Genomic DNA, 26,331 nt, shown 5'->3' on the forward strand with positions numbered 1-26,331 from the left:
TTTTTTCACACCTAAAAACAAATGATTTTTTAGAATGTCTCTGTTAAAATTGCCTGTTGATTTCCGCTCCAGGTGCGAGCGGTTCGTGGGTGTTTCGGGGAGCCTCCTCGGCGCTAGCGCCTGCGGGGTCTCCCCTGAACCATACTCCCACAGGAGTCTTCGCACCTTCCGCTCCAATCAACAGGGTATAAAAGTCAACTATATTCTTTACACAACCTTTAGAATAGATAAAAATGCAAACAGAGACTATACCCTTTGGGGTCAGCCTCTGTCTGGATTATGATTACTTACTTCCAACTTCTAACTTCTTCTTGTTTGCTTCATACATTTCTTGCTGGTATTTTTCAACCTTATCTAAACCGTAAGAATCACGTTTCTTCAGGAAGTCTTTAAACATTGAATCGAACTCTTTATCTGACTTAGCTAGTAATAGTTTTGGTAAAGTTTTACCCCATAATTGGGCAATTTTGCTTGCTGCAATCCCTTCTGGTGATGTTCCAGTAGGGCTGATACCGTCGAATGCTGCAAAGCTAACTGTTTTTCCTTTTGTCCAGTCTTCCATTTGTTTAGCTGGCTCAGCAGTTGGTGGAGCCCAATCAAGGCTCAGGTTGGTATCCATTAACATCCAATATTTAAATGAAGCGCCGTACTTTTGGTCAAATGCCGCACGATCCTTGTTTAATAGATCTAGTACTTCTGGCTTAAACTCAGGTTTACCGTTCACCATATCATAGGTAAGACCTTCTTTACCCATGTATAAATCCTTTTGTCCTTCTTCACTAATTAAATAACTTAAGAATTTAATGGCTCTTTCCTTGTCCTTAACATTCTTAGAGATTAACGTAACCGTCCATCCTGAAATGCCGTCTCCTGCAAGGGTAGGCTCGTCACCTTTGGTATTCTTAGGACCATCTACTGCAATGTAAACAGAATTTGGATCTTTTGCATATAATGCCTGTTCTTGTGCTGCAAGGTCACTGCGCTGATATAACATAGCAAAATATCTACCTTGCGCAATCTTTTCTTCCATTTGAGGGCGTTTATCAATAAAGATATCTTTAGATAAGAGTCCTTTTTCATTCGCTAATCTGAACGTCTTTAACCAGCGGAGGTATTCAGAATCCTTAGTACGATCATAAATTTTTCCGTCTTTTTCCATTGGGATAGCTAAGAAATTCTGAAGATATCCTTCTAAAGAAGTATTCCCTACATCAGTAAATTCATTTAATCCAAATGGAATAAGTGGTGCACCGTTTACAGTTGGGTATTTTTCTTTTGCTGCTTCAAGCGCTTTTAGGAAGCCTTCTGGTGTACTCATGTCAGGACTACCGATAGCTTCATACATATCTTTTCTTACTAAGAATGTTTGGTTTGATGGTTTAAGGTCTTTATACTTTTCGAAATCCTTTGGTGACGAAGAAGCATTTGGATAACCATAGGTATTTCCGTCTTCCTGCTTAAACCACTCAATCTTAGTTGGGTCTGTAACTTTAACGAAGTATGGATCATATTGATCTGCTAGTTCATTTAATGGAAGTACAAGCTTTCCTTCAATCATTTTCTTAACTGCATCTTCCCACCAGCCGAGTGTGATGAAATCTGGCAGTTGACCTGATGCAATCATTGTATTCATTTTTTCTGCCTCATTCCCCGCTGGAGAGATGAAGTTGACTGATACACCTGTTTTATCTGTTACATATTTTGAAACGGCATCATCACCCCATTTACCAGTAAACCATGAAAAGTTTACATACCAATCAAAGGTAATCGGTGATGTATCTTTCTTCCAGCCTGGCTCATCTGCCGAAGCTGTTGTTTTATTTTCTTTCTTTTCTTTTGAGGAAGCGGTTTCATCTGTCTTCGAAGAACATCCAGCTGTCATTACAGCTAAGAAAAGTGCTAAAACCAGTGTTAAGATGAAACTTTTGGACCAAAAATTCATTTTCATGCTGAACCCCTCTCATCAATTTGTCTTTTTTTGGCGATACAACTGCCACTCTTTTTATGTAGTACAAAGCTATTTATTCAAGTCAATACCCATCATTATAACTCTGAAACTGTATAAAAAGAGTGTAGAATTGTAACGCATTTAGTATTTATTTAAACATCTCCTAAGGAGAAAATTTAAACCAAAATAAATCATCCTTTAACAGAACCAATTAGCATTCCTTTAACAAAATACTTTTGCAGGAATGGATACACCAGCATAATAGGCAAGGTGGTTACAACCATTGTTGCTAGTTTTATGGATTGGGAGGTTACTGTTTTTGCTGCAATTCCTCCAGGTGCATTTACCATCATCTGATTAGAACTTGACTCTGCAACGACCTTGTAAAGGTACGTTTGGATCGGCTGCAAGTCTGGATTGTTGACGAAGATAACCCCTGCAAAATAATCATTCCATTGGTAGACTCCATGGAATAACGCAATGGTTGCAATGACTGGCATAGATAAAGGAATAATCACCTTAAGGAAGATCATAAAGTCATTCGCGCCGTCAATTTTTGCTGCTTCTTCCAATGAGGCAGGGAGCTCTCTAAAGAAGGAAACAAATATGATTAGGTCAAAGAAGTTAAACATAGCTGGTATAATATAGACTAAGAAATTATCATATAAACCTAAATCTCTGATTAGCAGGAAATAGGGAATTAACCCTCCGCTAAAGAACATTGTTATAACTCCAATAAACATATATATATTTCTACCTATTAATTCTTTTCTAGAAAACGCATAGGCTACCATTGCTGTAAAAAACACATGAATGGCTGTTCCGATTACCGTTTTAGCAACCGTGACCCCAAATGATGTTACAATCCCTGGATTAGCAAATACCGCTTTATAATTTTCAATGGTAAATTCCCTTGGCCACCAATAAATGCCGCCCTTCATGGCATCCATACCCTCATTAAAAGAATTAATAATGACATACCAGATGGGATAGATGGTGATGGCGCATATCAAGAGCATGAGAAGGATGTTGATATTGTCAAAAATATACTCTTTCTTCGTTCGTCTGTTTAATCTAAAAATCTTAAACATGCTTTCATCACCTCCTAGAATAGTGTGGTGCCATTTAATTTCTTTGTTACTCTATTAGCTGCAATCAGTAATATGAAAGCAATCACTGATTTTAACAATCCAACTGCAGTTGCGTATGAGTAACGTGCATTTTGAAGGCCCACTTTATAAACATAAGTATCTATTACATTACTAGCGCTTTCATTTAACGAGTTGCGAAGAACTAGAATTTGATCAAAATTGGAGTTAAGCACTCCACTTACAGCAAGTACAAAAAGAATGGTAATTGTAGGCTTTATTGATGGTAGGGTAATATGCCACATTTTTTGAAGACGGCTGGCTCCATCAATCGTAGCGGACTCATATAGTTCTGGAGAAACTCCGGCAATGGCAGCTAAATAAATAATGGCCGACCATCCAAGTTCCTTCCAAATATCTGAAATGATTACTATGGACCAGAAATTATCCGGTTCTCCTAAATAGTTGACCCTTTCGGAAGTAAGTCCGAGGTTCATTAAAATATCGTTAATAAGACCAATGTCTGCTAGCCATGTTGTTAAGATTCCACCTAACACTACCCAAGATAAAAAGTGTGGTAAATAGGTAATCGTTTGAACAGCCTTTTTTAACTTTAACGAAGTTAATTCGTTAAGCATCAGTGCAAAAATAATCGGAAGCGGGAAACCGATGAGTAACTTAATAAAGCTAATACCAAGGGTGTTCTTTAAAACAATCATAAAATTATCATCTTGTATAAATTCCTTGAATTGGTCTAATCCAACCCATGGTGCTTCGGAAATAGGCCTAACAATATTGAATTCCTTGAAAGAGATGATCAAGCCATACATTGGAATATAATTAAAAATAATCATCCAAATAACACCGAGAATAGCCATAATGTGCAAATATTTCTGAGCAGCTATGGTTCTTAACACTTTTTTAAATTTTTCTTTTTTAGTCGGGGTGCTTATTAAGCCCTCAGGTACTACTTGTTCTACTGGTTGATAATTTGTTTCCACGAGCTCACCACCTTAGATGTGTTTATATCTTTATAATAGATTGTAGAAGGCAAGATTTTAAGCTGGCATATTTTGATTAAGGTATCATAATTTTGGTTTTTGAAATGACATAAAAAAACGATACCACCGCCATTGGTATCGTTTTCAAATATATGTGTCCATCTTGTTATTTGAAAGATTGTTTTATCCAGCTTACAACCAACTCTGATAATTCTCTCTCTTTATCAATATAATTGTGGTTTGCTCCATCTAAAATTTTGTATTGGAAATCCGGACAATTGGTTGCTTTTGATTTAAGCAACAATAAATCCTCTTCTGGACTGTTAATATTCACTTCATCTGTATCTCCCATAAATGCTAAAATAGGAACTTTTATCTTGTCTAACTCTTCAAATCTATCAGGGTTTCTTAAAATCGGTAAATTATCCGCTGCACACCCATCGATTGAGAATTCCAAATATGTTTCCGAACTTACTTCGAACCAATCTTCGTGTAAATGACTTAAAATCTTATTCGGTTCGTTTTTCCTCAAATTACCTTTTGCTTCATTTATCATTTCGTTTCTAAATTTATCTTTTAGTTTTGTTAGACCTACCATATCAGGGGGAGAAGCCAATATTAAGCCTACTATATTTTGATTTTGTTCCTTTGATATATAATGAATTGTTTTATTCGCTCCCAAACTATGTCCCATTATTATAATTTTCTCATAACCAAGATCTATAATTCTATTGACCCATAAATCTATATCATAAAAACATTCACTAAACTTTTCATATCTAGCACCAATTTTATTGTGGTTTCCTTGATTGTTTTTAATTTCATTAATATGGCTATATCCACGATTATGCCCATAGAAAAAGCCATAACCATTGTTTGATAATTTTTGTCCTAAAGTATGGGCGAAATAATTTTCTATAATATTTCCTGATGTGCCGTGAATAAACAATACACAAGTTCCCATCGTTTTTTCTTCCCAGTGAATACCTTGAAGACGTAATCCGTCTTTTGTCCAATCGTAAATAAAATCTATATTTGACATAAAAAGACCTCCGAAAATAAAAAGGCTGTGGGCTTCTAAATAGTTCTTTCTCGAATAATTTCTGCATAACGAAGACCACTATCTTTAATGATTCTTTCTTGAGTTTGAAAATCTACATACGTGATCCCGAATCGTTTTTCATAGCCAAACGCCCATTCAAAATTATCAAGAAGAGACCATAAATAATAGCCTGCTATATCCATCCCTTCTTCATTTAACTCTGCAATGGCTTTAAGATGACGTTCAACATATTCCTTACGTTCCTCGTCATGTACTTTTTTGTCATCAGATACCACGTCGTTAAAAGCTGCACCATTCTCCGTAATATAGATTGGAAGAGTGGTATATTCTTTACGAAGGCGATGGATTAACTCTTTAAATTCATCTGGACTTATATCCCACCCCATTGCCGTTTGGGAATAATCAGAATAAGAATACTTAAAGAGAAAATCAGAGGCTCCATTGTATTCCACCAGACCTCGGCTATAAAAATTAATTCCAAAGAAATCACATGCCGTAGAAATAACTTCTAGATCTCCTTGATGGATAAAATCAAAAGAATGAACATATTTGGAAAATAAATTTAACATATCAACTGGGTATGAGCCTTTTAAGACTGGGTCAAGGAACCAGCGATTTGAATATCCATCTGCATTATTAACAGCAAGCATATCATTGATGGAAGAACCATTAGAATACATTGGAGATAAATTTAAGGTAATTCCAATCGGAATTTCCGATCCCATTTTTTTCTTAAGCAGATTTACTGCTTCCCCGTGTGATAAGAGAATGTGGTGTACCGCTTTCAGTGCTTCCTCCATATTAGTATGACCTGGTGCGTGAATACCTTGATGGTAGCCAAGAAACCCCGCACACCATGGTTCATTGTGAGTAATCCACATATAAACTTTTTCATCCAGTTCTTCAAAGCATTTCTCTGCAAATTCTTTAAACCATTTTACTGACTCACGATTTGTCCATCCGCCTTGTTCATGTGCCCATAGTGGCAGATCCCAGTGATAAAGTGTTACCGAAGGTTTGATTCCATTTTTATTTAATAGATTGATTAGCTTTTTGTAAAACTCCATCCCAGCAGGATTGTATTTCCCTTTTTCCGGGTAAATTCTTGGCCACGCAATGGAAAATCTATAAGAATCCACTCCAAGAGTCTTTAATACTTCAATATCTTGCTCGTACAAATGGTAGTGATCACAAGCAATATCGCCATTTTCCATATTGACCACTTTTCCAGGTATCCTTGAAAATGTATCCCAAATCGATAACCCTCTGCCATCCTCTTGAAAGGCTCCTTCAATCTGATAGGAGGATGTTGCACTTCCGAAAATAAATTCTTTAGAAAATCTGCTCATGTTGTCACCTCTATAGTTATCTATTTAATTTCTGAAAAACTTTAATATAATCAATTTCCATTTTCTGAGGAAAACTGGTTGAAACATCTGGATTTCCAGGCCACTTTCCCCCGACAGCCAGATTAACCTGTAAGTAAAACGCTCTATCAAACGGAGCAAATCCGGAGTGTTTAGTGCCGGTTTCTTTATGATTACTGAACCATTTGGTTTGCGTGGCATATAAAATGCCGTCAACATACCACCGAAATTCATCTGGTTCCCAATCCAGTGTGAAGATGTGAAAACCCTCAGAGAATTTCTTATTGTCAGGCAGGCTATAATTTTCCCCTGTGTAAGTGTGTGGTGTTCCGTAATGGAGTGTTCCATAAACGGTACCAGGCTGATGACCAATAAGCTCCATAATGTCAATTTCTCCACATGCAGGCCAGCCTGAATAAAGCTCCATATCCTCTGGAATCATCCAAATGGCAGGCCATATTCCCTGACCTTCTGGAAGTTTTGCTTTGATTTCAAATCAACCATATTTCCAGCTTGCCTTTCCTTTAGTCGTTAGTTTTGCAGATGTGTAATTCATTCCTTCATATTTCTCTTCTTTTGCCTCTAGAGTTAGTAGTCCATTTTCAATCCTTGCATTTTCTTCTCGAGCCGTGTAATACTGTAATTCGTCATTGCCAAATCCCCAGCCGCCCTCTGTATAATTCCAATTAGCTTCTTCGATCTTTGTACCAGTGAACCTTTCCTCCCATACTAGGTTCCATTCATCTGACTGGAGTTCTACACCTGAAAGCGCACTCATTTCTTTATTAGGAAGAAAATTTCCCTTTTTAGATTCCAAAATTAGGTTTCCCCTTTCTATCGAATGATCGTTAAACGGACCTTTAAATAGGTTCTTTTTTCATTTTACCTTTGCCGTTTCAATTTCTTCAGACTTATAATTTTGTTTAGGGTACCAAAATTTCGGGGGTTACCTATCCATTTTACTGAATCAGGTAAAGAAATTAGTAAAAGGCAACGACCCAAATAAGGGTCAGTTGCCTTCTTAGTTATTCCAACGAAATTTTCACAACATCATCCAAATATTTCGTTATATTATATCCATAAATCTCTAGCCTTTTGGGAATCATTTTTTCTCCAGTGTTAGTCTCTACCTTTATGTTTTGAACTGTAACGAAATAACGGGGCTGCTCGATGTCATCATACGGGACAGCCATATCTTCATTGTATTCTACTCCGTTTTTGTCAACGAGCACTTCTTCAGAATTCATCTCCATTGAACTCGGTTCATTTTCATCCTCACCCACAACACTAATTTGAAGCGACTCAAATGCTCGATTCTCTATTTCATGATTACTTATGACAACTTTAGTTTGCTGTTCCACTTCCACCATGTCGATGGAAATTGTACTGCCTGCATATTCAAAAGTTTGAGGATATTCCTTAGTGGCATCCAGCTCAATGGTTTTTTTATCTTCAACAGTTATATAAATAGCGCCGAATTTAACGTTAACCTTTTTTGGTTTTTCTCCAAAAAGAGGGTCAAAGTTTGTTTGAAAAGTGCTCCAATTCATGTCTTGTGATGTATCTAAATAAGAGCCTCCATACAAATCAGCTTTCGCTTTCTTATTGTTCACTTCTAGATAGTCAAAATTGAGAGCATCTATCCGTTTTTCTGACTGGTCATTAGGAATACTATATTGCAGAAGTGTCGCTGTTGGAGCAATGGTCAGTTTTTCTAATCGAACTGGAATTTCATTGACTTCTATTTTTTCATCCAATGCATATTCTACGGAAGGTTGTTTTGTTACAGGGAGCTCGAAGTTCCACTCCCCTGTTTCATATTCCATATCCCCGGAAGCACTATAACCATTCTGTTCAGAGGAATTTGGATTCAATTTCAGAAGCTTTGTGATTTTCAGTTTGATTTTCCCGTTTTCCTTTGAGAGTGGAAGCAGACTAATCTTCCCGTGATACACGTTCTTTTTTTCGTTTTTTACATCGGATTCAAGATTAGGAGGATATTCCCTTAGATTTGCTTCATGGCTCATGATTTCATATTCATTCTCCACCAAAACCCCATCTTGATTATTCATTACATATTGATTGTCTTCATCCGTATCTTCTATTTCATAAAAAACAATCGTTTGAACATCATCAGCAATCGCACCCATGATCTTAATTTTCACGCCATTGCTTTCCGCTTTCAAGTTCAGCCTTTCACCCAGGCCCTGTTGAAGATACGCGCGCAATTCCGGATCTTTTTCTTTCCATGAATAATAATGGCTGGCAAACGCCCCTGTAAAATATTCTATCCCCATTAACAATGCAAAAACACTTGCAAAAACAAGTCCCATTCTTTTGCGTTTCTTATTCTTCTGTTGTCTGTGCTTCTCCACTTCTGCCAGCCTATCTTTGACGTTCTCCATGAAACCCGATGGAACATGGAAATCCTCCATCTTTTCAGAAAGATTTAACATGGTTAACATGACATCCTGAAATGCAGCCAAATCCTCCTGACAATTTTGGCAATGATAAAGATGTTTCTCTAAATCAATCTTTTTCATCCGATCCATGGTTCTTTCAAGGTAATCCAAGTAATTAATATGATATTCTTTACAGCCATTAAAGGTTGACCCGTACCCCATTACTTTTCTAAGTGACCGGATTCCGGAAAACAAATGCTCTTTCATCTTTTCTTCTGATACTTGGAGAAGATGTGCCGCGTCCTCTTTGGAGATTCCTTTTATATATGTAAGTACCATCGCTTCTTTCTCGTACTCTTTCAATTGATCAAGTGCTTTAAATAAATCCTGACGTGGTTCACTTTCCTCTGAAGCTAGTAAACTACTATTATCAGAAAGCTCCCGGCAGGTATGTATGAAAATGGATGTAACCGACATTTCGAAAGATGTTTCATTTTTATTTTGACGCATCTCCTTATGGACTTTTATAATGGTCCGGTAAAAAAGCTCTTCCATTTGCTTTTGACTTCTAAGATAGGACCAACCAAGTACATAGAACGATTGCAAATGTTGATCGAACCAATCTACTATGGATTCTATTCTTGCTGGGATCATCTATGTGTTCCCCCCTTTAACATTCTTTTTAGCTTTCATCTGACTTAACCACTTCTACATCTACTCTAGTAAGTTGATTTAAATTAAATTCTTTTAAATTATACAACATTTACCAACAGATACCTTTATCTATCTCGCAATAAAAAAGACAGACCAAAATTTTGTTATTTGGTCTGTCAATTCAATATTTATTAATCATTTCATTTCTCTTAGAAAGAATATTAACGAAATTGGGGTTAGTTCTACTAGAACGCACCAAAGTTATCAAGCAATGCACGCACTTCATCTGTTGATTTCGTGTTCATCAATTGATTTCTTAATTCACCAGCTCCAGGGAATCCTTTGACATAAATTTTGAAAAAGCGATGAAGCCCTGTGATTGAACGTGTCAGTATTTCTAGTGCCTAGCACTTAATGAGTTTTACTAGTTTTTCTATCTTTGGTACCTGATATTTTCGATTGACTGATTTCGCAAATTTTGTTGGTTTTTAACTCAAATTTATCTCCAACTATTTATGCTGATTCATAGGACTTTTAACACACCAAATTTTATGATGCAATTTTTCTATATACCTCTAAAGCTTGCAAAACAAAAACATTCCATGAGAAAACCCTAATAGAAGGCCACCATGTTTCTACGTGATTATTGTTAAGAGCAATGAACTCATGGCTAACAGGGTCTTCAGGATGTGTGTTGATTTCCGCATGCAATCTATTTTCAATTCTTTCATGTGCTTTTTCGTAGCCATGTTTTGCCCCAACAACATAAGCCATTATTTCTTCTCGCAGCCAACTGCCACCGTTATAATATTGTCCATCTTCCCAATGGAATTTCTCATCAAAAGGACTATTATCATTTCTAAAATAGATAGCGTCGACATCTCCAATGAACGGGGAACAGTCTTTAAAAATAGGCAATCGCTCTAGAGTATTTACCACCATTTCCTTATCCAACATCGTCTCATTTAAAAGCCATATCGATACAAATTCAGGCATAAGATCTCCTACAGATATAGCGTTTTTACATTTCCTGTGATTAAGGAAAAATTTCGATTCTACACAATAAAAATCTTTGTAATACTGTACGGCATTTTCTATAAGATGGTCGTCAACTTCTACACCAAGTGCCTTTGCAATTTTTAAAGTGACAGCCCAAACTCCTTGATTGACAGAAATATCCGAGGTTTTTCCATTTTCAAAATACGTTTGCACATCGTTTTGTCCCAAAACAAAATGGGCTTGAGCTAATCCTGTTTTGTCTGGATCAAATTCATTTACGCAAAAATCAAATGCCTTTTGGATTTTTAGCATATCTGGTTCGATACCGTATCTAGTCTTGTTGATATAAGCCCACCATATCCATTCACATGTCGCCTCATTACCTTTCACTTCAATGCTTCCTAATGATGGCGTGATAATCGTACCGATAGCACCCTCTTGGTTTTGTGTTCCTTCCCATGCCTTGAAAACTTTGTGACTCAGGTATTTATCATCAATGGCAGTGATGCTCCAAAATGAATCCCTATTATACATATCAGGAGCATAATTAATACTTGGCACGTTTAATGGATTAAAGTTTTCTTTAGATGTAATCCACGTGAGCATTTGCATATCGGCAAACAATATTTTTTCTACATCAGATAAGTCTTTTAAACCTACTCCTTCAGTCAAACTTGTTTGACTTTTATACCGTATATTTCTAAAGTTGTATTCAGAGTCATCGCAAAAAATAAAATACTTTTTCTCAATGGCTTCACCAAGATTTAATCTATGATAAGGGATAGACTTCCCTGCATTACTTTCAATTTTGAAGTTACTTATTTCCAAAGAATTTTCTGATTCGGGGTTTGTTAAAAACACTTTAATTAAAGAATGAAGTCCTTCTGTATTGCACAGTAAAAAACAATCTGAAAATGACTGCCATTGTTTTTTTTCTCCAGGAATATGATCTTGATAATCAAAGGCTTGAACGACCTTCTTATCATTCTTATCACGTAAAACTTTTACGCTAATATCTCCGCTTGATTTATAGTCAAAGCTAATCGTGTAAAAACCATCTTCCAATAGGACTTCTTCTGTAAATTCAGTGGTTGTCTTTATATAGTCATTCAATAAGATTTCTTTATTGCTTCCATTATTGTAATCAACAGCTTCTCCCAATGTGACTTTTACGCCATCCCCAGATACTTTAGGAACATTGTATAAATTCACATCACAAATTTCTCGAAGGGCAGTGAAACCTATTTTATTGAAATGTGGTCGTCTTCTTATATTTCTTGTCCACAAATTCCGATGCCCTGCATCCAATAAAATACCTACCGTTACATCATCTGAACTTCTAAATCCACATGCGGGATAAACTTCCCTAACTACTCCACCAAGATGATTTACATTATCAAAGCTCCAATAAGCTTTTGGTTGATCTATTGGAGATAGTTCAGTCTCTATACTGTAAAATAAAAGTGGGATATTTTTTTGAACTAATTGGATTTTTTTTTCTACAACTGTTTCGTTGATGATGTTGTAGATGATTTTAAATTCTAAATGGGTATCCAACATTTTAATAAAATGTTCGCCTTCTAAAGTTAGAGAGTGATTTTCCTCGATTATTTTTGTAGCTTTAAAATCTTCTATTCTTTCGTGATAGGACCGATCTTCATTTTCAATCACAAGGTTAAACTCACCCTGTATGTTTGTAGTGACGATTTTATCTTTATAGACGATATCCACAGAATATTTTCCATCATTCGTCTTGTTAGCAACCAGCCTTATCATGTTCATTTCCCCCTAATATACTTTCGGCGTAATGACAAGCGACCAAACCACCATTTAACTCTCTAAGTTCAGGTTCCTTGCTTTCACATAACTCAGTTGCATATATGCATCTAGGGTTAAATTTGCAGCCTTTGGCTAGGTTTTTTAAGTTAGGGATTTCCATACTTTTTAATGGTAACTGGGATATCATGCCTTTTTGTGTTGGATCTGCTACTGGAACAGCCTTCAACAAAGCTTTAAAATATGGATGCTTTGGATTTTGAATAGCGTCATTTATATTATTTACTTCTACTATGTTCCCTAAATACATAACCACAACTCGGCCGTTGTTAGCTATGTATCTTGCCGTTGCCAAATCGTGAGTAATGTATACAAAAGAGATACCGTAGAGTTTATTCATTTTTGCCATTAGATCCAATAATGAAATTCTTAAAGACGCATCAACCATAGAAACAGGTTCGTCTGCAACAATTAACTTTGGTTTAACTAGTAAGGCTCTTGCAAGTAAAATTCTTTGTCTCTGGCCACCACTTAACTGATGAGGGTACTTATATAGAAATTGTTCAACTGGTGCTAACTCGACATCTTCCATGTATTTAGAAATTAATTCTAATGCTTCGGCTTTTGTTTTTACGATTTTGTGTTTAAGTAAAGGAGCACTCAAAGATTGGAAAATCGTTTTATTTGGATTTAGAGCAGCAAACGAATCTTGATGAACCATTTGAACTCCCAGTCGATAATCCTTATACGATTTTTTATCCAAACTAGAAATTTCTCGCCCTAAATATTGGATATTTCCTTCTGTTGGTGGGTGGATATCAACAATTAGTTTTCCTAGTGTCGTTTTTCCACAACCGCTTTCCCCAACGACAGCGACAATCTCTCCTTCTTTAATATCAAGATTTATATTTCGTAAAACTTTTACTCTAGTATTCTTTCCATCTTCAAAATGTTTTTCTATATTTTTAAGTTCGATAATGCTACTCATCGTCTAGATCCCTCCAATATCCACACTTACTAAAGTGATTATCCGATACATTTAACAAAGCATTAGCATTTTCATAAAGTCCATTACACCCAACTTTTCCCTTATAAACACATCTGTTTGCAAATCTACATTCGTTTTTCAAATCCAGCATATCGACAGGTGCACCTTTAATCGATTTTCTTGTTGAGATATCGTCATTTAATGATGGTATCGCTCCTAGCAGTGCCTTGGTATAGGGGTGTCTTGGTGATGAATAAACTTTCATTACATCCCCTACTTCTACGATCTCACCTGCATACATAACTGCAATTCGATCGACCATAGAGCCAATGATAGATATATCATGGGTTAAGAAAACAATCGCCACGCCTCTTTCCTTATTAATCTTTCTTAATATCTCCAAGATGTACCATTGAGTAATGACATCAAGTGCCGTGGTTGGTTCGTCTAAGATAATTAGTTTTGGGTCAAGTAATAGACTTAGTGCGATTAATACCCTTTGTTTCATACCGCCACTTAGCTCGAAAGGATAGCTGGATAAAACTTTTTCTTCTAGTCTTACAAACCCTAATAGTTCTTTTGCTTTATTTAAAATTTCCTCTTCTTTTGTATTAGGTTTGTGTGCGAGATAAGTTTCTATAAAATGTTCCTTGATGGTGATAACTGGATTTAGTGCATTTTGTGCTGCTTGAAAAACGGCTGCAATTTCTTTCCATCTATACTTATTAAATTCCTTTTCAGAAATAGTTAATAGATTTTCCCCATTGAGATAAATGACATCTCCTTGAGAGATTCGGCCAGGTTGTCTAATTAATCTTAATATCGCTGAGGATAAAGTAGATTTACCACTGCCACTTTCTCCTATAATTCCTAGTACCTCACCTTTATATATATCAAGACTTACGTTTTCCACAGCTTTTAATACTTTGTTTGTTCCCTTATGCATGACATCAAATTCTACCGTTATGTTTTTACATTGAATTAATTTCTCCATTGTCTTTTCCTTTCAAAAGAGGCTTTAAATTTATTGTTTTTACTTTTTTGCCCGAAATGGAAGTTCTAATTCGTGGGTTGAAAGCTTCCTCAATACCTTTACTAAACATGTAGCAGCTTAACTGGAAAAGCACTATTCCGACGATTGGGGTCCATAAATATACGGTAGAGGCAGAACCTAACAAGGCGCCAGTTTTCGTCAAAGCAATGTCAAGCATAATTCCCCAATGCTCTCCCGAAAAAGGAGCAAGGCCCAACACCATCAAGCCAACACTTGCCATAATGGAAGATTTCATAACCATGATAAAATTAACAGCAATGAACGGAATAATATTAGGTAAAATATCATTCACGATAATATAGCCTTTACCCATGCCTAAAAGTCGACTAGCCTCAATGAAATCTTTATGTTTTAAACTCATTGTCTGAGCACGAATAGCACGAGCCAAACCAGACCAGGACCACAAACTAAGGATCAGACCAAATGCCAACGTATTATTAGCGCTAATAATTAACGATAAAACCATAAGTACAGGAAAGTTAGGTATTGTCTGAACAACATTTGTAATCATCATAAGAATTTCATCAACAAGTCCACCAATAAGTCCAGAGGAAATACCGATAATAACACCGATAGCTATCGTAAAAACTCCAGCAAAAAGAGCTATAGACAAAACATCTCTTGAACCAAGCACAAATTGTTTAAACGTGTCCTTGCCACTAAAATCAGTTCCCAGCCAATGTTGAAATGATGGTGCTTGTAATCTATTCGCATAATCGGCAATTTGCGGTTTAATGATAATTGGACCAAACACGGCCATTAAAATAAATATTAATAAAATAATGAAGCCAACAGCAGCCTGCTTGTTCATAAAAATGATCTTGAAGAAATCATTAATACCAGAAAAGTCATTTTTTATTTTTTTTAACATTTTAGTGACCACCCTTTCTTCTCAATCGAGGGTCTATATATCCGTATAATAATTCAACCAAAAAATTACAAAAAATAACGGTAATAATAATAGTGAAAAACATACCCTGCATAAGAACAGCGTCTCTAGCACCAGTAGCATTACCTAAATAATAACCAATACCAGGATAAGCAAATAAATCTTCAATAAGTGGTGCGCCGCCAACAAGCATTCCAAAAGTGCTTGCCAGAGATGTGATCATGGGCAGTAATGCGTTTTTTCCAACATACTTAAAAATGATATCTTTGTTGCTTAATCCGCGAGCGTTCGCGTATTGGATATAATCTTCACCTAAAATATTTACAGCAGTTGCCCGCATATTGGTAATCCAATTGACGACATTGACAATAAAAAATGCAAGAATAGGCAATGTAGCATGTTTAGCAACATCAATAATAAAAGGAAGATTGAAACCAACATCAACGCTAGTAGAGTAAGCTCCCCTAGAAGGGAATATTTTCAGAGTAACGGAAAATATGATAATCAAGAAAAATCCTAGAATATATTCTGGAATTGCTCCCATAATAGATGCAGTTGTATCTAGAGTTAGGTTTAAAGTTTTACTTTTTTTCCAGGCTGCAAACATTCCAATGCTTACACCAATGACAAAAGCAATAAGGGTAGAGGTTCCTGCTACCAATAAAGTCCAAGGAAGAGCAGAAAGGACGATATCCAATACATTTGCTTTATATTTCAAAGACACACCCATATTTCCTGATAAGAGGTCTTTAGCGAAATTTAAAAGTTTTTCATGCATAGGCAGGTTAGGGTCGTAATTTAATAGAGTAATAGCTTTTCGATAAGCATCTTGATATGAAATACCTTGTGTTGTAACGATGTCTTTTGCGAGTATATCTACTGGGTTTCCAGGCATTAACTCGATAATAAAAAATGTTGCTATAACCGCAATCAATACAGTTAAGAGTAGCACTACAATTTTTTTAATCATGCATTCTCCCCCATTAAGAAGGCGTGTAAAAAATAGAAATCCTTTTTCACACGCCAAATAATTACCTTATTCCATTTGCAAACTATTTTATTGTTTTTTCTTCAATTAATGTTGAAAATAAATCTTCTCCTACTCCCGAATATCTTGCATCTTTAATCACTTTATCAGGAGTTACATCAAGTTGATATTTTCCTTTAAGAGTTCTTATTGGGAACCCTTTTTCTAGATATGGAATAAACAAAGCATTATCATGAGTAACTTTCATTAACTGTTCAGTAATGGTTTTAATTTCATCACCTTGGGCTAAGAACAATTTATCGACTAATGCTGTCACATTAACTTGCTTGCCGTCTGATTCCAAAATCACCTGGCCATCTTTATTTGGTTGAAGGCCCATTAAATTCAAACGATCTTTATATAGAGACACATACGTTCCGTATGGATGTGCATATAAAACATTTCCTGCTGGTGCAAACTCGATAGCCACTGTGTGCTTTCCATTTGAGTAATACTCTTGGTAAGCTCCGTCTTCCATAGGTTTAAAGTCAACTGTAATACCAAATTCATTTAATCTTGTTGCAATAGCTTCCCCCGGTAACATTGCAGAGCCCCACCCTGCATTACAGGTTAATTCAAACTTTACTAATTTACCTTTATCATCTACCCATTTGTTATCAGCATTTCGAGACCAACCTAAGCCTTTTAAAATGGATTCTGCTTTTTTAGTGTCAAATTTGTAAGCGTTTAATTCTTTATCAGCAAAATCTTTTACTCCCCAAGCTTCCTGCAATGTTTTTGGTAAACCAGTCAAAGTATTTTCACTTGGCAGGCTTCCTGGTTCTGTAATTGGCATTAATTCTTTTTTGTTAATCAAATATGCCATTGCTTGTCTAAACTCTTTTATGTTAGCAGGATATTTTTGCGTATTAAAAATAACTGCCATTTGACTATACTCTGATACATAGTAAGCCTTGTAATCTGGAACTTGTTTGATAATTTGTTCTTCTGTATCTCTTACAATTCCTCCGCTATGTATATCTAAAGTTCCATCAATCATAGCGTTTGCTGCTAGCTCTGGACTTGTTACACGTACAACTTTTAGAACATCAATGGATAATTTCTCTCTATAATTTGGATTTTTTACTAATAATGCTTCTTGTGTAGTAAACTTATCAACTGTAAAAGGACCTGATGTAATGACTTTGGTAACATCTGGTTTTACATTTTCTAGATCTTTATTTATTTCTTGTAATTTCGTATCAATTTCAGGGTTGAACCAATAAGTTAAAGTTTCAGGATGATATTCTCTTTTAGCTACCAAATCTTTATATTTCTGAGCCCACTCACCATAGACTTTTTGTGGTGCGTCCATTTTAATATCAAAAACCATATTTAAGATTAATGGGCTGGAATTTTTGAAGTGCAATTCTATATTATAGTCATCAATTACTTTAATTGATTCTACATACTCCCATATCTGTCTTCTGCCAAATGCCATATAGTAAGCAGTTTCAACATCTTTAGTTGTTAAGCTTGAACCGTCACTCCATTTTAAACCTTTTTTAAGTTTAATTTTTAAAACATTATTACTAAACTCAAAGCTCTCACCAAGATGTGGTTTGAATTCCCCCTTTGGAAATGGGGCATATACGAATAATTTGTCGTACATATATGGTTCAATACCATTTACATTTCCACCGACGAACGGATTACCGTGACCAGTAGGCGGAACAGTATAGTCGCCATTAATAACTAATGTGGACTTTCCTCCTGCGCCAGAAGTTTCTTTTTCCACTTTGCTTGTTTTAGGTGTTTCACAGCCAGCTAAAAGTAGCAATGCTGTTAAAAAAACTGTGATAACCTTTGTTAATTTTTTTGCCATTAATGTTTCACTCCCCTGATTTTTTGTAATCGCTTTCTTATTTTTGTAATGTAAATTACAAAAATTATTATTACATTACTTTTTAAGGGAGTCAACATGTTTTTTAAAATTACAGAATAATCAGACGGGTCATCAACCTTAGTAAATATCCATTTTTTATAAAAAACTTATCTAAATATCAAATAACACTCAATATCCTTTGACTTTCTATAAATTATCATTACAATATAAAATAACATTACAAAAAATTACAAAATTTAAAACAGCAAAGATTTCCATTACAGTTTCAGGGACACCACTTTTCATCCAGTTAACTAATGCCGTTTTCCTTTTCTTTGAAGTGCTGTACTTTTGGATGCAAACATTCCACCATAATTAACTTCTGAACTTACTAATTTCATCCTGATCCCCTTCCTATTTTTTACTTACGAATAAATAACGAAACTTGATTTGTAATCTAATTAAATGTTGTAATATATACATAAGTAGAAAGAAGAAAGAATCTGTTAGGTGAAGATAATTTATGAAAAAAATTACAATGCAAGATATTGCAGATAAGTTACAAATATCCAAGAATTCTGTTTCTCAGGCACTAGGTGGAAAAAACGGGGTAAGTATAGCAACAAGAGAACTAGTTATGAAAACAGCGAATGAACTTGGCTATCAGTATCGTGAAAAAAAACGACAAATTAATCAGACTCCTACCAAAACTATCGCCCTTATTGCTTCTGACTTTGCATTCTCCCAGCGAGGTTTCTTTGGAGAAATCTATCTAAGTGTTGAAAAAGAGGCTACGATCGCAAATTGCAATATATTGGTTCAATCTATTAATAATCAACAGAAGGAGTCTTTAACCCTTCCACAGATTATTCAGCAGTCTCAGGTTGACGGAATTATTATTCTATCTCACATTAGTGATAAGTATATTGATAAAGTAATTAATACTGGTATTCCTACTGTAATCATTGATCATCACTATCCTAATGTACAGGCTGATTGTATTTTAACAAATAATCGTTTTGGTGCCTTTCAAGCAATTCAACACCTAATTGAATTAAATCACCAAGATATTGGTTTTATTGGAAATACCGGTATTTCCCCTAGTTACGAAGAGCGTTTAGAAGGGTATTATTTAGCTTTAAAAAAATACGGTATTACACCAAATCCAAAATTCATTATGTCTACTATGAATGAGTCAGAAGAAAATGTATTTACATATTTACATTCTTTAGAAAAGCAACCCTCGGCTTGGTTTTGCGTAAATGATGGATTGAGCTTTTATGTAAGTTCTTACCTACAACAAAATAAGTTTCACATTCCAAATGACATTTCTGTATGTGGTTATGATAACGGTGAACTTTCTAAATTAGCAAACCCAAAGATCACTACATTAGACATTGATTTACATTACTATGGCGAATGTGCATTGAATCAGTTATTATGGCGTTTAGAAAATAAATCTGCTCCGTTTCGAGAAATACTTCTTCCTTCAACACTTCTTAAACGAGAATCTACTGGGTTAGCTCCTTATAAATAGGAATACACAGTATTTTTCTGCCCCAATCATTCATAAAGCAGGAACCAAATTGGTTCCTGCTTTCTTAAAACTATCTGCGCACAGCACTCCACTTATCCCTGAGTGTATTACTTTAGGACAAAGCACATGATACTTTTATCTTCGTTAAAGTCCCAATCCACAAAAATATCTGCAACAGGATTGCTAAAAATTTCTTCAAAGCGACCATCACGGTGAAGATATGACTTTTCAAGTTCATCCTTGGTAACCGACAGAGTCTGTTCAAATCTCTTGGCAATCAATGCCTTTTCAATTCGCACTAAAATTCCATCTCTTTTTACCAAAAAAATCTTCAGCGAAATAAAAAGCCACAATAAGAGCAGGGGATACCTACTGCTTACTGTGGCTTTAAAATCTAGCTTACTAGCTAGAATTCGTTACCGAATAGATTACATTATTTACTTCAATTTTCAAATAGACTAGAGCATTAACCCCATATCCATAAATATTGGAGTATGAGTTTTATCACCCCAGGAGGTATTTTAGGGCTCTATACAATAAGTGATTTTCAGACGATTATTGATAAAAAGGGGTACGTAAACCTTGTAATAAGTTTCGGAGCAGCGCGCCCGTCGTCCGTCACTTCTGAAAATGGATTTACCTGGGTTGACGCCAGCCAACTTCCTAAGGTTCCTCTATTCCTTTTCTATAGGAATAACCAAGTATCAGAGTCTTTTCCTTATACAGCAAAAAATCTTCCCGCAGGTGCAACCGTTCCGCCTGATTTAATGAGAAAATATTATCCATGCGGTAATTATGTAAATCCTGACTATTTTAATTCATGCTGCTGGGATTATGAACATGATGATTCAAGTTGCAATAATGGTAGAAAAAAAAATAAATGATTCTTTATTGCAGGATATCGCGAAAAAGCCACCTATTTTTTAGGTGGCTTATGTTTTAACGTCCTACTTCGCTTTTACCTTGACTGGGAACACTTTTACTGTTCCCCTCTTAATCACGATTCTTTGACCCAAAATTGTCGAGTAATGCACGCACTTCATCTGTTGATTTCGTGTTCATCAATTGATTTCTTAATTCACCAGCCCCAGGGAATCCTTTGACATAAATCTTAAAAAAGCGATGAAGAGCCGTGAAACGTCGTAGCTCTAAATGCGAATATTTATCATGAAGATCCATATGCAGTCTTAAGAGATCAAGCAATTCCTGGCTGCTATGAGCTTTCGGCTCCTTTTCAAAAGCAAATGGATTATGGAAAATACCACGCCCAATCATAACCCCATCAACACCGTATTGCTGAGCAAGCTTCAAGCCAGTTTGACGGTCAGGAATATCCCCATTGATTGTCAAAAGTGTATCTGGTGCTACCTCGTCACGAAGTTTCTTAATCTCCGGGATCAGCTCCCAATGAGCATCTACTTTGCTCATTTCATCCCGTGTACGAAGATGAATGGAAAGATTGGCAATGTCTTGTTCCAGTATGTGTTTTAGCCAGACCTTCCATTCTTCTACATCCGAGAAACCAAGCCTTGTCTTTACACTTACGGGCAATCCTCCCGCTTTTGCTGCTTGTATTAATTCTGCTGCAACTTCCGGGCGGCGGATGAGGCCACTACCCTTCCCGTTATGTACCACATTGGGTACGGGACAACCCATATTGATATCCAAACCCTTAAAGCCCATTTCCGCCATACCAATACTCATTTGCCGAAAGTTTTCAGGCTTGTCCCCCCATATATGAGCGACAATTGGCTGTTCATCCTCTGTAAAAGTCAAACGCCCGCGCACACTTTTGATTCCATCTGGGTGACAATAACTCTCACTGTTTGTAAACTCTGTAAAAAACACATCCGGTCTGGCTGCCTCACTCACTACATGACGAAAAACAACATCCGTCACTTCTTCCATGGGTGCCAGTATAAAAAAAGGTCGTGGTAAATCACGCCAAAAATTATCTTTCATATTCAAATTCAAATCCTCTCATTATGGGAGACCAGGCCAAACCCTATCCCAAAATTAAAGAGCAGAATGTCCCTGCTACCTTTACACTTATACCATGTTTAAGTACTTTTTATCAAACTGAGTACCATGGGGACGGTTCTCTTGGCTTTTTGCGAGAACTGTCTCTATCTTCAAAAAGCCAGCAGAACCGTCCCCTTGGCACTTTCTGTACAAGTAAAGATCCAAAAAAATAAACAGAAACCTGATTCGATTTCTGTCTATTTTAATACTATTTTCGCTACTGTTTCGCAATGTGTGGACTGTAGTTGACAACACCCGAGATGCTGGCGGGTTTATTCATTCTCCACTGGAAGTTCAACAGTAAAGGGTTTTAAATCCTTAGATGGGACTAAGCTTGAAAAATCAAATAGCAACATTGTATTTTCTAACTTAAAATTCTCAATCCTTTCTTCTCCGTTTAAGTCAAAAGTAGATTGGAAATGTGCTGTTTCCTTATCAATCAATTTTACTTTATTAAACGGAATACCGTGGTTTTTAGGTGTCCATGCATTTTCCGGGTCGATTTTGGCCAAATAGTCCTTATCAACCAACCAGAAAAGATACTCCAAATTATGGTTAATTGTTTCTAGTTTTCCTTTACTCAAATTCTTCGGAAGCCCTGTAAGTTGATAATCTATGACCAATTTCCCACCTTTTTGAGTCACATCATTTACCTGCAGACCTAAATCGAACCGTGTGCTTTTTAATGTAAATGTTTTTTTGTCCAATAGATGTTGTACTTTTGGATCTGCTGCTGATAGGCTAGGATAAAAGGTAAGTGAAGTAATATCTGAATTGAGCTTGGTCATTTCTCTTCTCATGATACTATGATATCCATCTTCTTGTTTCGATTCCTCGAGATATGTTGGGTTTTCAAACCTATACACTTTTCCTTTATTATCAACAGCTTTTTGTATATAAATATCATCACCCTTATATTTCTCCACGGTCTCATAAATAAGCGAAGATGATGCTTTTGCAGTGAGTATCTCTTTAATACGGATTTTTACCTCGTCCTCCGGATATCCTTGCTCCTGGTTAATAGCAAGTGTACTATTTTTTTCTTGTTTAATTGGAATATCAAAATTCCATTCACCTTTTATCCCGTTGATATTATGAATCGTTATAGGAAGAGTAGAATTCTCCTTGAATGATGTATAGGGATAATTCATTTTCCATTGAAAATTATATCCATTCTCTACTTTCTTAATATCATTTGACTTTCCATTTAGCCAAGGGTCATGATCCCCTTTATTGTGTTCGAAGTTTACATCAAAGCTTACTTCACCTTTTTCGTTATGCCCCTTTTCAACATCTTCATCTACAAATCCTGTAATGGATACCACACTGCCATCAAAGTAAGCGCTGGTCAGCTTTACCGTTACCCCACTTTTGGTAAGTGTTTGGTTTAATTCTGTAACTGCATCCTGGTTAGCTAATTCTACACCTGTTGCATCATTAAATTCTTGAAATATCCCGCCTAGTAAAGGAGTTTTAGCTAATACTCTATTCATTGTAGGATTAACAAATCCTGAGGTAACAGTGATTCCAAGAAGAGCAGCAGCCGTCGCCACACCTACAAGAACCTTCTTATTCTTTGCCTTTCCCCTATTGCCTTCCATGTTGATCCCTTTGGAAATGGCACTAAATACTTTTTCTTTGGGTACAGGTATTTGCTCTATTGCTGTTTTTAATTCCTTTTTATCCATGGCATTGGTCCTCCTCATTTTTATAGGACTTTTTTAACTCTGCTTTCCCTCTACTTAAATATGTTTTTACAGTACTCTCTGGAATTTCCATGACACTGCTAATCATTTTTATCGAGTAATCGTAATAGTAAAATAAGATAATCACAGTACGGTAATTCTCTCTCAGCTGCTGAATTGCATTTAAGAGCTGTATAGATTCTTCAATGTTTGAATTTGCTTCACCCGGCAAATTTGATATTATCTCGTCACTCAACGGAACAACATTGCTTTTTCTCTTTAGGACCTGTCCCGAACATCGTATGACAATCCTGGTGAGCCAGGTCATAAAATACTCCGGATTTTTTAACGAATGGATAGATGTAAAGGCCTGATAAGTTGCTTCTTGGACAACATCCAACGCATCTTCTTCGTTATGTACATAAAGATAGGCAGTTCGGTAGATTCTTTCATAATGTTGTTGAATTAACTTTTCAAAGGCGCATTTATTACCTTTGATTGCTTTCTTAACTAGCCGGTGGCTTTCTATTTCCATCTTATTTGCCCCCCCTTTACTAATTAGTGGAATCTATACTCAAGAAAAGTTTCAAAAAGTTAAAGTTTTTATTTTTCTAAGGAAAAGCATAACATGGAAATAAAATCCGAAGCTCATAAAAATAAGCAGAAACCTGATTCGGCTTCTGCTTATTTCAAATTATTTTAAAATGGTTGCTTGGAGGAATTCTTTTGTACGTTGTTCCTTTGGATCATCAAAGAATTCATTTGGCCGATTTCTTTCGATAATTCTACCATCGTCCATGAAGACAATCCAATCAGCAACCTCACGAGCAAAGCCCATTTCATGGGTAACCACTACCATGGTCATTCCTTCATCGGCTAACTCCTTCATAGTTGCCAATACCTCACCAACTAGCTGCGGATCAAGGGCAGATGTCGGTTCATCAAAAAGCATAATATCCGGCTTCATGGCCAGCGACCTGGCAATTGCCACACGCTGCTTTTGACCGCCTGACAATTTGCTAGGGTAAACATTGGCCTTATCCTCAAGACCCACCTTTTGTAGCAACTCGTTTGCTTCAGCAATGGCCTGGTCTTTTGGGATTTTCTTTACCATGATGGGTGCTTCAATGACATTTTCAAGGACGGTTTTATGTGGGAATAGATTAAAGTGCTGGAAAACCATCCCCACCGTTTGGCGGACATTGTTAAGATTGTGGGTTTCCGGGCTAATCTTTTCCCCGCGGATTGAAATTTTCCCACCTCCCCTTTTTTCTAAAAAGTTAAGGCATCTTAGTAGAGTACTTTTACCAGAGCCAGATGCTCCGACCAAGCAGACAACTTCACTTTCATACACGGACATGTTTATATCTTTTAATACATGTAAACTGCCATAAGATTTATGTAAGTTTTCTATTTTTATCATTTCTCGATCATTCACTTTATCTTCCTCCTATCGATCACTAACTGCTAATCTCTTTTCGAACAGGCTCACCACCATTGTTAATACGGCAACAAGTACTAGATAATAAACGGCTACTATTAACAAGTAGGTCATTTCATCGAAATTATTGGAACCCAGTGTCGTCGACACATTGAACAATTCATTCATGGAAATAAAGGCTGCCAGAGATGAATCCTTAAGCCCGATAATAAATTGGTTTCCAAGGGGAGGCAGTGCCCTCTTGAAAGCTTGTGGAAGAATAATACGGCGCATTGCTAGTGTTCTGGTCATGCCGAGAGAGCGGGCCGCTTCCATTTGCCCTTTATCAATGGACTGAATCGTCCCCCGAAAAATTTCTGCAATATAGGCACCGTTATGGAAGGCGAGTGCAAGAGCTGCTGCCCAAAAATCAGGAATGAGGAAAATTCCGCTGAAGCCAAAATACAGAATGAAAATCTGGACAATGAGTGGAGTTCCCCTTACAAGGAATACATAGGCATTTGAAATATAGCCCAATACTTTAATCCTTGATATTTTTAAAAGAGCAAAAAATAATCCGAATAAAATCCCAATTAAAATGGAGACAACCGTAAGCTTTAACGTCAACAACGCCGCATCTATGAAAATGTTTTTACTACTGATAAACGTATGTAAAAAGTGAGAAAAACTAGGCAAAATAACAACATCCTTTCTTTCTGGTGCTCAATCTATTATTCTGGTTTTTTCGTAATATCCTCACCAAAATACTTTTGACTGATTCGGGATAGTGTTCCATCGTTACGAAGTCTTTGAAGTGCGTCATTAATCCGCTTGAGCAGGATTGGATTATCCTTAGGAACAACAATGGCCTGCTCGCTTCGCTCAATTAACTGCTGCCCCTGAATTTTGAATCCTTCCTTTTTTGCACTTTTACCAGTGACAAAATCGGTAATAACGGCATCATGCCGGCCAATACTTAGCGCTTTTAATGCCGTAATATCACTGTCGTACATTTTAATATTATTAGTATATTTTTTAGCTGTATCTGCATAGGTAGAGCCCTTTGCTACGGCAACTTCTTTACCTTTTAAGTCATCTACTGTTTTAATCTTGCTGTCAGGTCTTGTGAAGATCTGTGGACCTGAGTAATAGTAGGGTGTGGAAAAATTAACTTGTTTGGCGCGTTGGGGATTAATAGTGTGGCTGGCAACGGCTGCGTCTGCCCGTCCCGTTTTAATGCCCTCAATGAGTCCTTTGAATTTCATCCTCTTCTGGACTGGTTCAAGACCCAGCTCTTTTCCTACTGCGTTTCCTACTTCAATATCGAAACCAGTCATCGATAAATCTTCATTCCTAACATAGCTAAAGGGCTTAAATTCTCCTGAAGCTGCAAAAATAAATTTCTGCTTATCTATCAGCTTTGTTCCATCTGCCAGCTGGTCCTTTTGGATACAACCAGTCAGCATCCCCATCAGAAATAAGCACGATAGAATAATTATGTATCGTTTTTCCATGCTTGATTTTCTCCTCTCTCGTTCAAGCTATACCGTTACTTTCCCAGCATTGATGAAAAAGACTGCTCTTCT

General features: G+C 36.4%; 23 protein-coding genes and 1 pseudogene. 2 read left to right on the top strand and 22 right to left on the bottom strand.

Going from position 1 to position 26,331, the window contains the following annotated elements; translation table 11 throughout:
• Positions 1 to 283 precede the first annotated feature (283 nt).
• The 15 genes and pseudogenes from AC3A54_RS15485 to AC3A54_RS15555 all read right to left on the bottom strand — a co-directional run bounded on the left by AC3A54_RS15485 (position 284) and on the right by AC3A54_RS15555 (position 18,081).
• A complete protein-coding gene (locus tag AC3A54_RS15485) occupies positions 284 to 1,948 on the bottom strand; it encodes a type 2 periplasmic-binding domain-containing protein (protein ID WP_487655112.1) in 1,665 nt (554 codons plus the stop codon).
• A 191-nt stretch (positions 1,949 to 2,139) separates the two neighbouring features.
• The gene (locus AC3A54_RS15490; protein WP_396133945.1) at positions 2,140 to 3,039 is read right to left on the bottom strand and encodes a carbohydrate ABC transporter permease; all 900 of its coding nucleotides are present in this window, start codon (positions 3,037 to 3,039) and stop codon (positions 2,140 to 2,142) included.
• A gap of 14 nt (positions 3,040 to 3,053) precedes the next feature.
• The gene (locus AC3A54_RS15495) at positions 3,054 to 3,953 is read right to left on the bottom strand and encodes an ABC transporter permease (protein WP_420489783.1); all 900 of its coding nucleotides are present in this window, start codon (positions 3,951 to 3,953) and stop codon (positions 3,054 to 3,056) included.
• 250 nt (positions 3,954 to 4,203) lie between these two features.
• Positions 4,204 to 5,079: an alpha/beta hydrolase gene (locus AC3A54_RS15500; protein WP_487655113.1), complete on the bottom strand. Its 876-nt coding sequence runs from the start codon at positions 5,077 to 5,079 to the stop codon at positions 4,204 to 4,206.
• A gap of 35 nt (positions 5,080 to 5,114) precedes the next feature.
• A complete protein-coding gene (locus tag AC3A54_RS15505) occupies positions 5,115 to 6,449 on the bottom strand; it encodes a GH1 family beta-glucosidase (protein WP_487655114.1) in 1,335 nt (444 codons plus the stop codon).
• 16 nt (positions 6,450 to 6,465) lie between these two features.
• Positions 6,466 to 6,957, bottom strand: a complete 492-nt coding sequence (locus AC3A54_RS15510; protein WP_487655173.1) for a glycoside hydrolase family 16 protein — start codon at positions 6,955 to 6,957, stop codon at positions 6,466 to 6,468.
• Positions 6,958 to 6,963: 6 nt separating this feature from the next.
• A complete protein-coding gene (locus AC3A54_RS15515) occupies positions 6,964 to 7,284 on the bottom strand; it encodes a glycoside hydrolase family 16 protein (protein WP_487655115.1) in 321 nt (106 codons plus the stop codon).
• 208 nt (positions 7,285 to 7,492) lie between these two features.
• Positions 7,493 to 9,523, bottom strand: a complete 2,031-nt coding sequence (locus AC3A54_RS15520) for a DUF4179 domain-containing protein (RefSeq protein ID WP_487655116.1) — start codon at positions 9,521 to 9,523, stop codon at positions 7,493 to 7,495.
• Between the two features lie 245 nt (positions 9,524 to 9,768).
• Positions 9,769 to 9,921: pseudogene (locus AC3A54_RS15525) on the bottom strand (tRNA-dihydrouridine synthase); the annotation flags it as partial.
• A 151-nt stretch (positions 9,922 to 10,072) separates the two neighbouring features.
• A complete protein-coding gene (locus tag AC3A54_RS15530) occupies positions 10,073 to 12,298 on the bottom strand; it encodes a hypothetical protein (protein WP_487655117.1) in 2,226 nt (741 codons plus the stop codon).
• Complete coding sequence (locus AC3A54_RS15535; protein WP_487655118.1) at positions 12,279 to 13,286, bottom strand: ABC transporter ATP-binding protein; 1,008 nt, start codon at positions 13,284 to 13,286, stop codon at positions 12,279 to 12,281. Before AC3A54_RS15535 ends, AC3A54_RS15530 begins: the two co-directional genes overlap by 20 nt.
• Entirely contained in the window at positions 13,279 to 14,280 is a 1,002-nt protein-coding gene (locus tag AC3A54_RS15540; RefSeq protein ID WP_487655119.1) for an ABC transporter ATP-binding protein, read from the bottom strand. The genes AC3A54_RS15535 and AC3A54_RS15540 overlap by 8 nt, the downstream gene beginning before the upstream one ends.
• Complete coding sequence (locus AC3A54_RS15545) at positions 14,258 to 15,211, bottom strand: ABC transporter permease (RefSeq protein WP_335548380.1); 954 nt, start codon at positions 15,209 to 15,211, stop codon at positions 14,258 to 14,260. Before AC3A54_RS15545 ends, AC3A54_RS15540 begins: the two co-directional genes overlap by 23 nt.
• A gap of 1 nt (position 15,212) precedes the next feature.
• Positions 15,213 to 16,199, bottom strand: a complete 987-nt coding sequence (locus tag AC3A54_RS15550; protein WP_335548381.1) for an ABC transporter permease — start codon at positions 16,197 to 16,199, stop codon at positions 15,213 to 15,215.
• A gap of 82 nt (positions 16,200 to 16,281) precedes the next feature.
• The gene (locus tag AC3A54_RS15555) at positions 16,282 to 18,081 is read right to left on the bottom strand and encodes an ABC transporter substrate-binding protein (RefSeq protein ID WP_487655120.1); all 1,800 of its coding nucleotides are present in this window, start codon (positions 18,079 to 18,081) and stop codon (positions 16,282 to 16,284) included.
• Between the two features lie 523 nt (positions 18,082 to 18,604).
• Here AC3A54_RS15555 and AC3A54_RS15560 point away from each other — a divergent pair.
• Positions 18,605 to 19,618, top strand: a complete 1,014-nt coding sequence (locus AC3A54_RS15560) for a substrate-binding domain-containing protein (RefSeq protein ID WP_487655121.1) — start codon at positions 18,605 to 18,607, stop codon at positions 19,616 to 19,618.
• 107 nt (positions 19,619 to 19,725) lie between these two features.
• On the opposite strand, the gene AC3A54_RS15565 is transcribed toward AC3A54_RS15560, so the two are convergent.
• Entirely contained in the window at positions 19,726 to 19,971 is a 246-nt protein-coding gene (locus tag AC3A54_RS15565; protein ID WP_487655122.1) for a Na-translocating system protein MpsC family protein, read from the bottom strand.
• Positions 19,972 to 20,112: 141 nt separating this feature from the next.
• Here AC3A54_RS15565 and AC3A54_RS15570 point away from each other — a divergent pair, with 141 nt between their 5' ends.
• Positions 20,113 to 20,502, top strand: coding sequence for a hypothetical protein (locus AC3A54_RS15570; protein WP_487655123.1), 390 nt, complete (start codon positions 20,113 to 20,115; stop codon positions 20,500 to 20,502).
• 109 nt (positions 20,503 to 20,611) lie between these two features.
• Here AC3A54_RS15570 and AC3A54_RS15575 read toward each other — a convergent pair whose 3' ends face one another.
• From AC3A54_RS15575 to AC3A54_RS15600, 6 genes are all read right to left on the bottom strand, one after another.
• Positions 20,612 to 21,580: a tRNA dihydrouridine synthase gene (locus tag AC3A54_RS15575; protein ID WP_487655174.1), complete on the bottom strand. Its 969-nt coding sequence runs from the start codon at positions 21,578 to 21,580 to the stop codon at positions 20,612 to 20,614.
• A 332-nt stretch (positions 21,581 to 21,912) separates the two neighbouring features.
• Positions 21,913 to 23,328, bottom strand: coding sequence for a DUF4179 domain-containing protein (locus AC3A54_RS15580; protein WP_487655124.1), 1,416 nt, complete (start codon positions 23,326 to 23,328; stop codon positions 21,913 to 21,915).
• Positions 23,321 to 23,860, bottom strand: coding sequence for a sigma-70 family RNA polymerase sigma factor (locus tag AC3A54_RS15585; protein WP_487655125.1), 540 nt, complete (start codon positions 23,858 to 23,860; stop codon positions 23,321 to 23,323). The genes AC3A54_RS15580 and AC3A54_RS15585 overlap by 8 nt, the downstream gene beginning before the upstream one ends.
• Positions 23,861 to 24,019: 159 nt before the next feature.
• Entirely contained in the window at positions 24,020 to 24,748 is a 729-nt protein-coding gene (locus AC3A54_RS15590) for an amino acid ABC transporter ATP-binding protein (protein ID WP_487655175.1), read from the bottom strand.
• 27 nt (positions 24,749 to 24,775) lie between these two features.
• Positions 24,776 to 25,441, bottom strand: coding sequence for an amino acid ABC transporter permease (locus AC3A54_RS15595; protein ID WP_487655126.1), 666 nt, complete (start codon positions 25,439 to 25,441; stop codon positions 24,776 to 24,778).
• 35 nt (positions 25,442 to 25,476) lie between these two features.
• Positions 25,477 to 26,259, bottom strand: a complete 783-nt coding sequence (locus tag AC3A54_RS15600; RefSeq protein WP_487655127.1) for a transporter substrate-binding domain-containing protein — start codon at positions 26,257 to 26,259, stop codon at positions 25,477 to 25,479.
• Between the last annotated feature and the right edge of the window lie 72 nt (positions 26,260 to 26,331).

It is taken from the genome of Neobacillus sp. Soil_C_43, from assembly GCF_057656715.1.

Excerpts from the sequence above, each read along its gene's own strand:
- AC3A54_RS15485 (WP_487655112.1), bottom strand. The coding sequence starts at position 1,948 with ATGAAAATGAATTTTTGGTCCAAAAGTTTCATCTTAACACTGGTTTTA.
- AC3A54_RS15490 (WP_396133945.1), bottom strand. The coding sequence starts at position 3,039 with ATGTTTAAGATTTTTAGATTAAACAGACGAACGAAGAAAGAGTATATT.
- AC3A54_RS15500 (WP_487655113.1), bottom strand. The coding sequence starts at position 5,079 with ATGTCAAATATAGATTTTATTTACGATTGGACAAAAGACGGATTACGT.
- AC3A54_RS15505 (WP_487655114.1), bottom strand. The coding sequence starts at position 6,449 with ATGAGCAGATTTTCTAAAGAATTTATTTTCGGAAGTGCAACATCCTCC.
- AC3A54_RS15520 (WP_487655116.1), bottom strand. The coding sequence starts at position 9,523 with ATGATCCCAGCAAGAATAGAATCCATAGTAGATTGGTTCGATCAACAT.
- AC3A54_RS15530 (WP_487655117.1), bottom strand. The coding sequence starts at position 12,298 with ATGATAAGGCTGGTTGCTAACAAGACGAATGATGGAAAATATTCTGTG.
- AC3A54_RS15535 (WP_487655118.1), bottom strand. The coding sequence starts at position 13,286 with ATGAGTAGCATTATCGAACTTAAAAATATAGAAAAACATTTTGAAGAT.
- AC3A54_RS15540 (WP_487655119.1), bottom strand. The coding sequence starts at position 14,280 with ATGGAGAAATTAATTCAATGTAAAAACATAACGGTAGAATTTGATGTC.
- AC3A54_RS15545 (WP_335548380.1), bottom strand. The coding sequence starts at position 15,211 with ATGTTAAAAAAAATAAAAAATGACTTTTCTGGTATTAATGATTTCTTC.
- AC3A54_RS15550 (WP_335548381.1), bottom strand. The coding sequence starts at position 16,199 with ATGATTAAAAAAATTGTAGTGCTACTCTTAACTGTATTGATTGCGGTT.
- AC3A54_RS15555 (WP_487655120.1), bottom strand. The coding sequence starts at position 18,081 with ATGGCAAAAAAATTAACAAAGGTTATCACAGTTTTTTTAACAGCATTG.
- AC3A54_RS15560 (WP_487655121.1), top strand. The coding sequence starts at position 18,605 with ATGAAAAAAATTACAATGCAAGATATTGCAGATAAGTTACAAATATCC.
- AC3A54_RS15570 (WP_487655123.1), top strand. The coding sequence starts at position 20,113 with ATGAGTTTTATCACCCCAGGAGGTATTTTAGGGCTCTATACAATAAGT.
- AC3A54_RS15575 (WP_487655174.1), bottom strand. The coding sequence starts at position 21,580 with ATGAAAGATAATTTTTGGCGTGATTTACCACGACCTTTTTTTATACTG.
- AC3A54_RS15580 (WP_487655124.1), bottom strand. The coding sequence starts at position 23,328 with ATGGATAAAAAGGAATTAAAAACAGCAATAGAGCAAATACCTGTACCC.
- AC3A54_RS15585 (WP_487655125.1), bottom strand. The coding sequence starts at position 23,860 with ATGGAAATAGAAAGCCACCGGCTAGTTAAGAAAGCAATCAAAGGTAAT.
- AC3A54_RS15590 (WP_487655175.1), bottom strand. The coding sequence starts at position 24,748 with ATGATAAAAATAGAAAACTTACATAAATCTTATGGCAGTTTACATGTA.
- AC3A54_RS15600 (WP_487655127.1), bottom strand. The coding sequence starts at position 26,259 with ATGGAAAAACGATACATAATTATTCTATCGTGCTTATTTCTGATGGGG.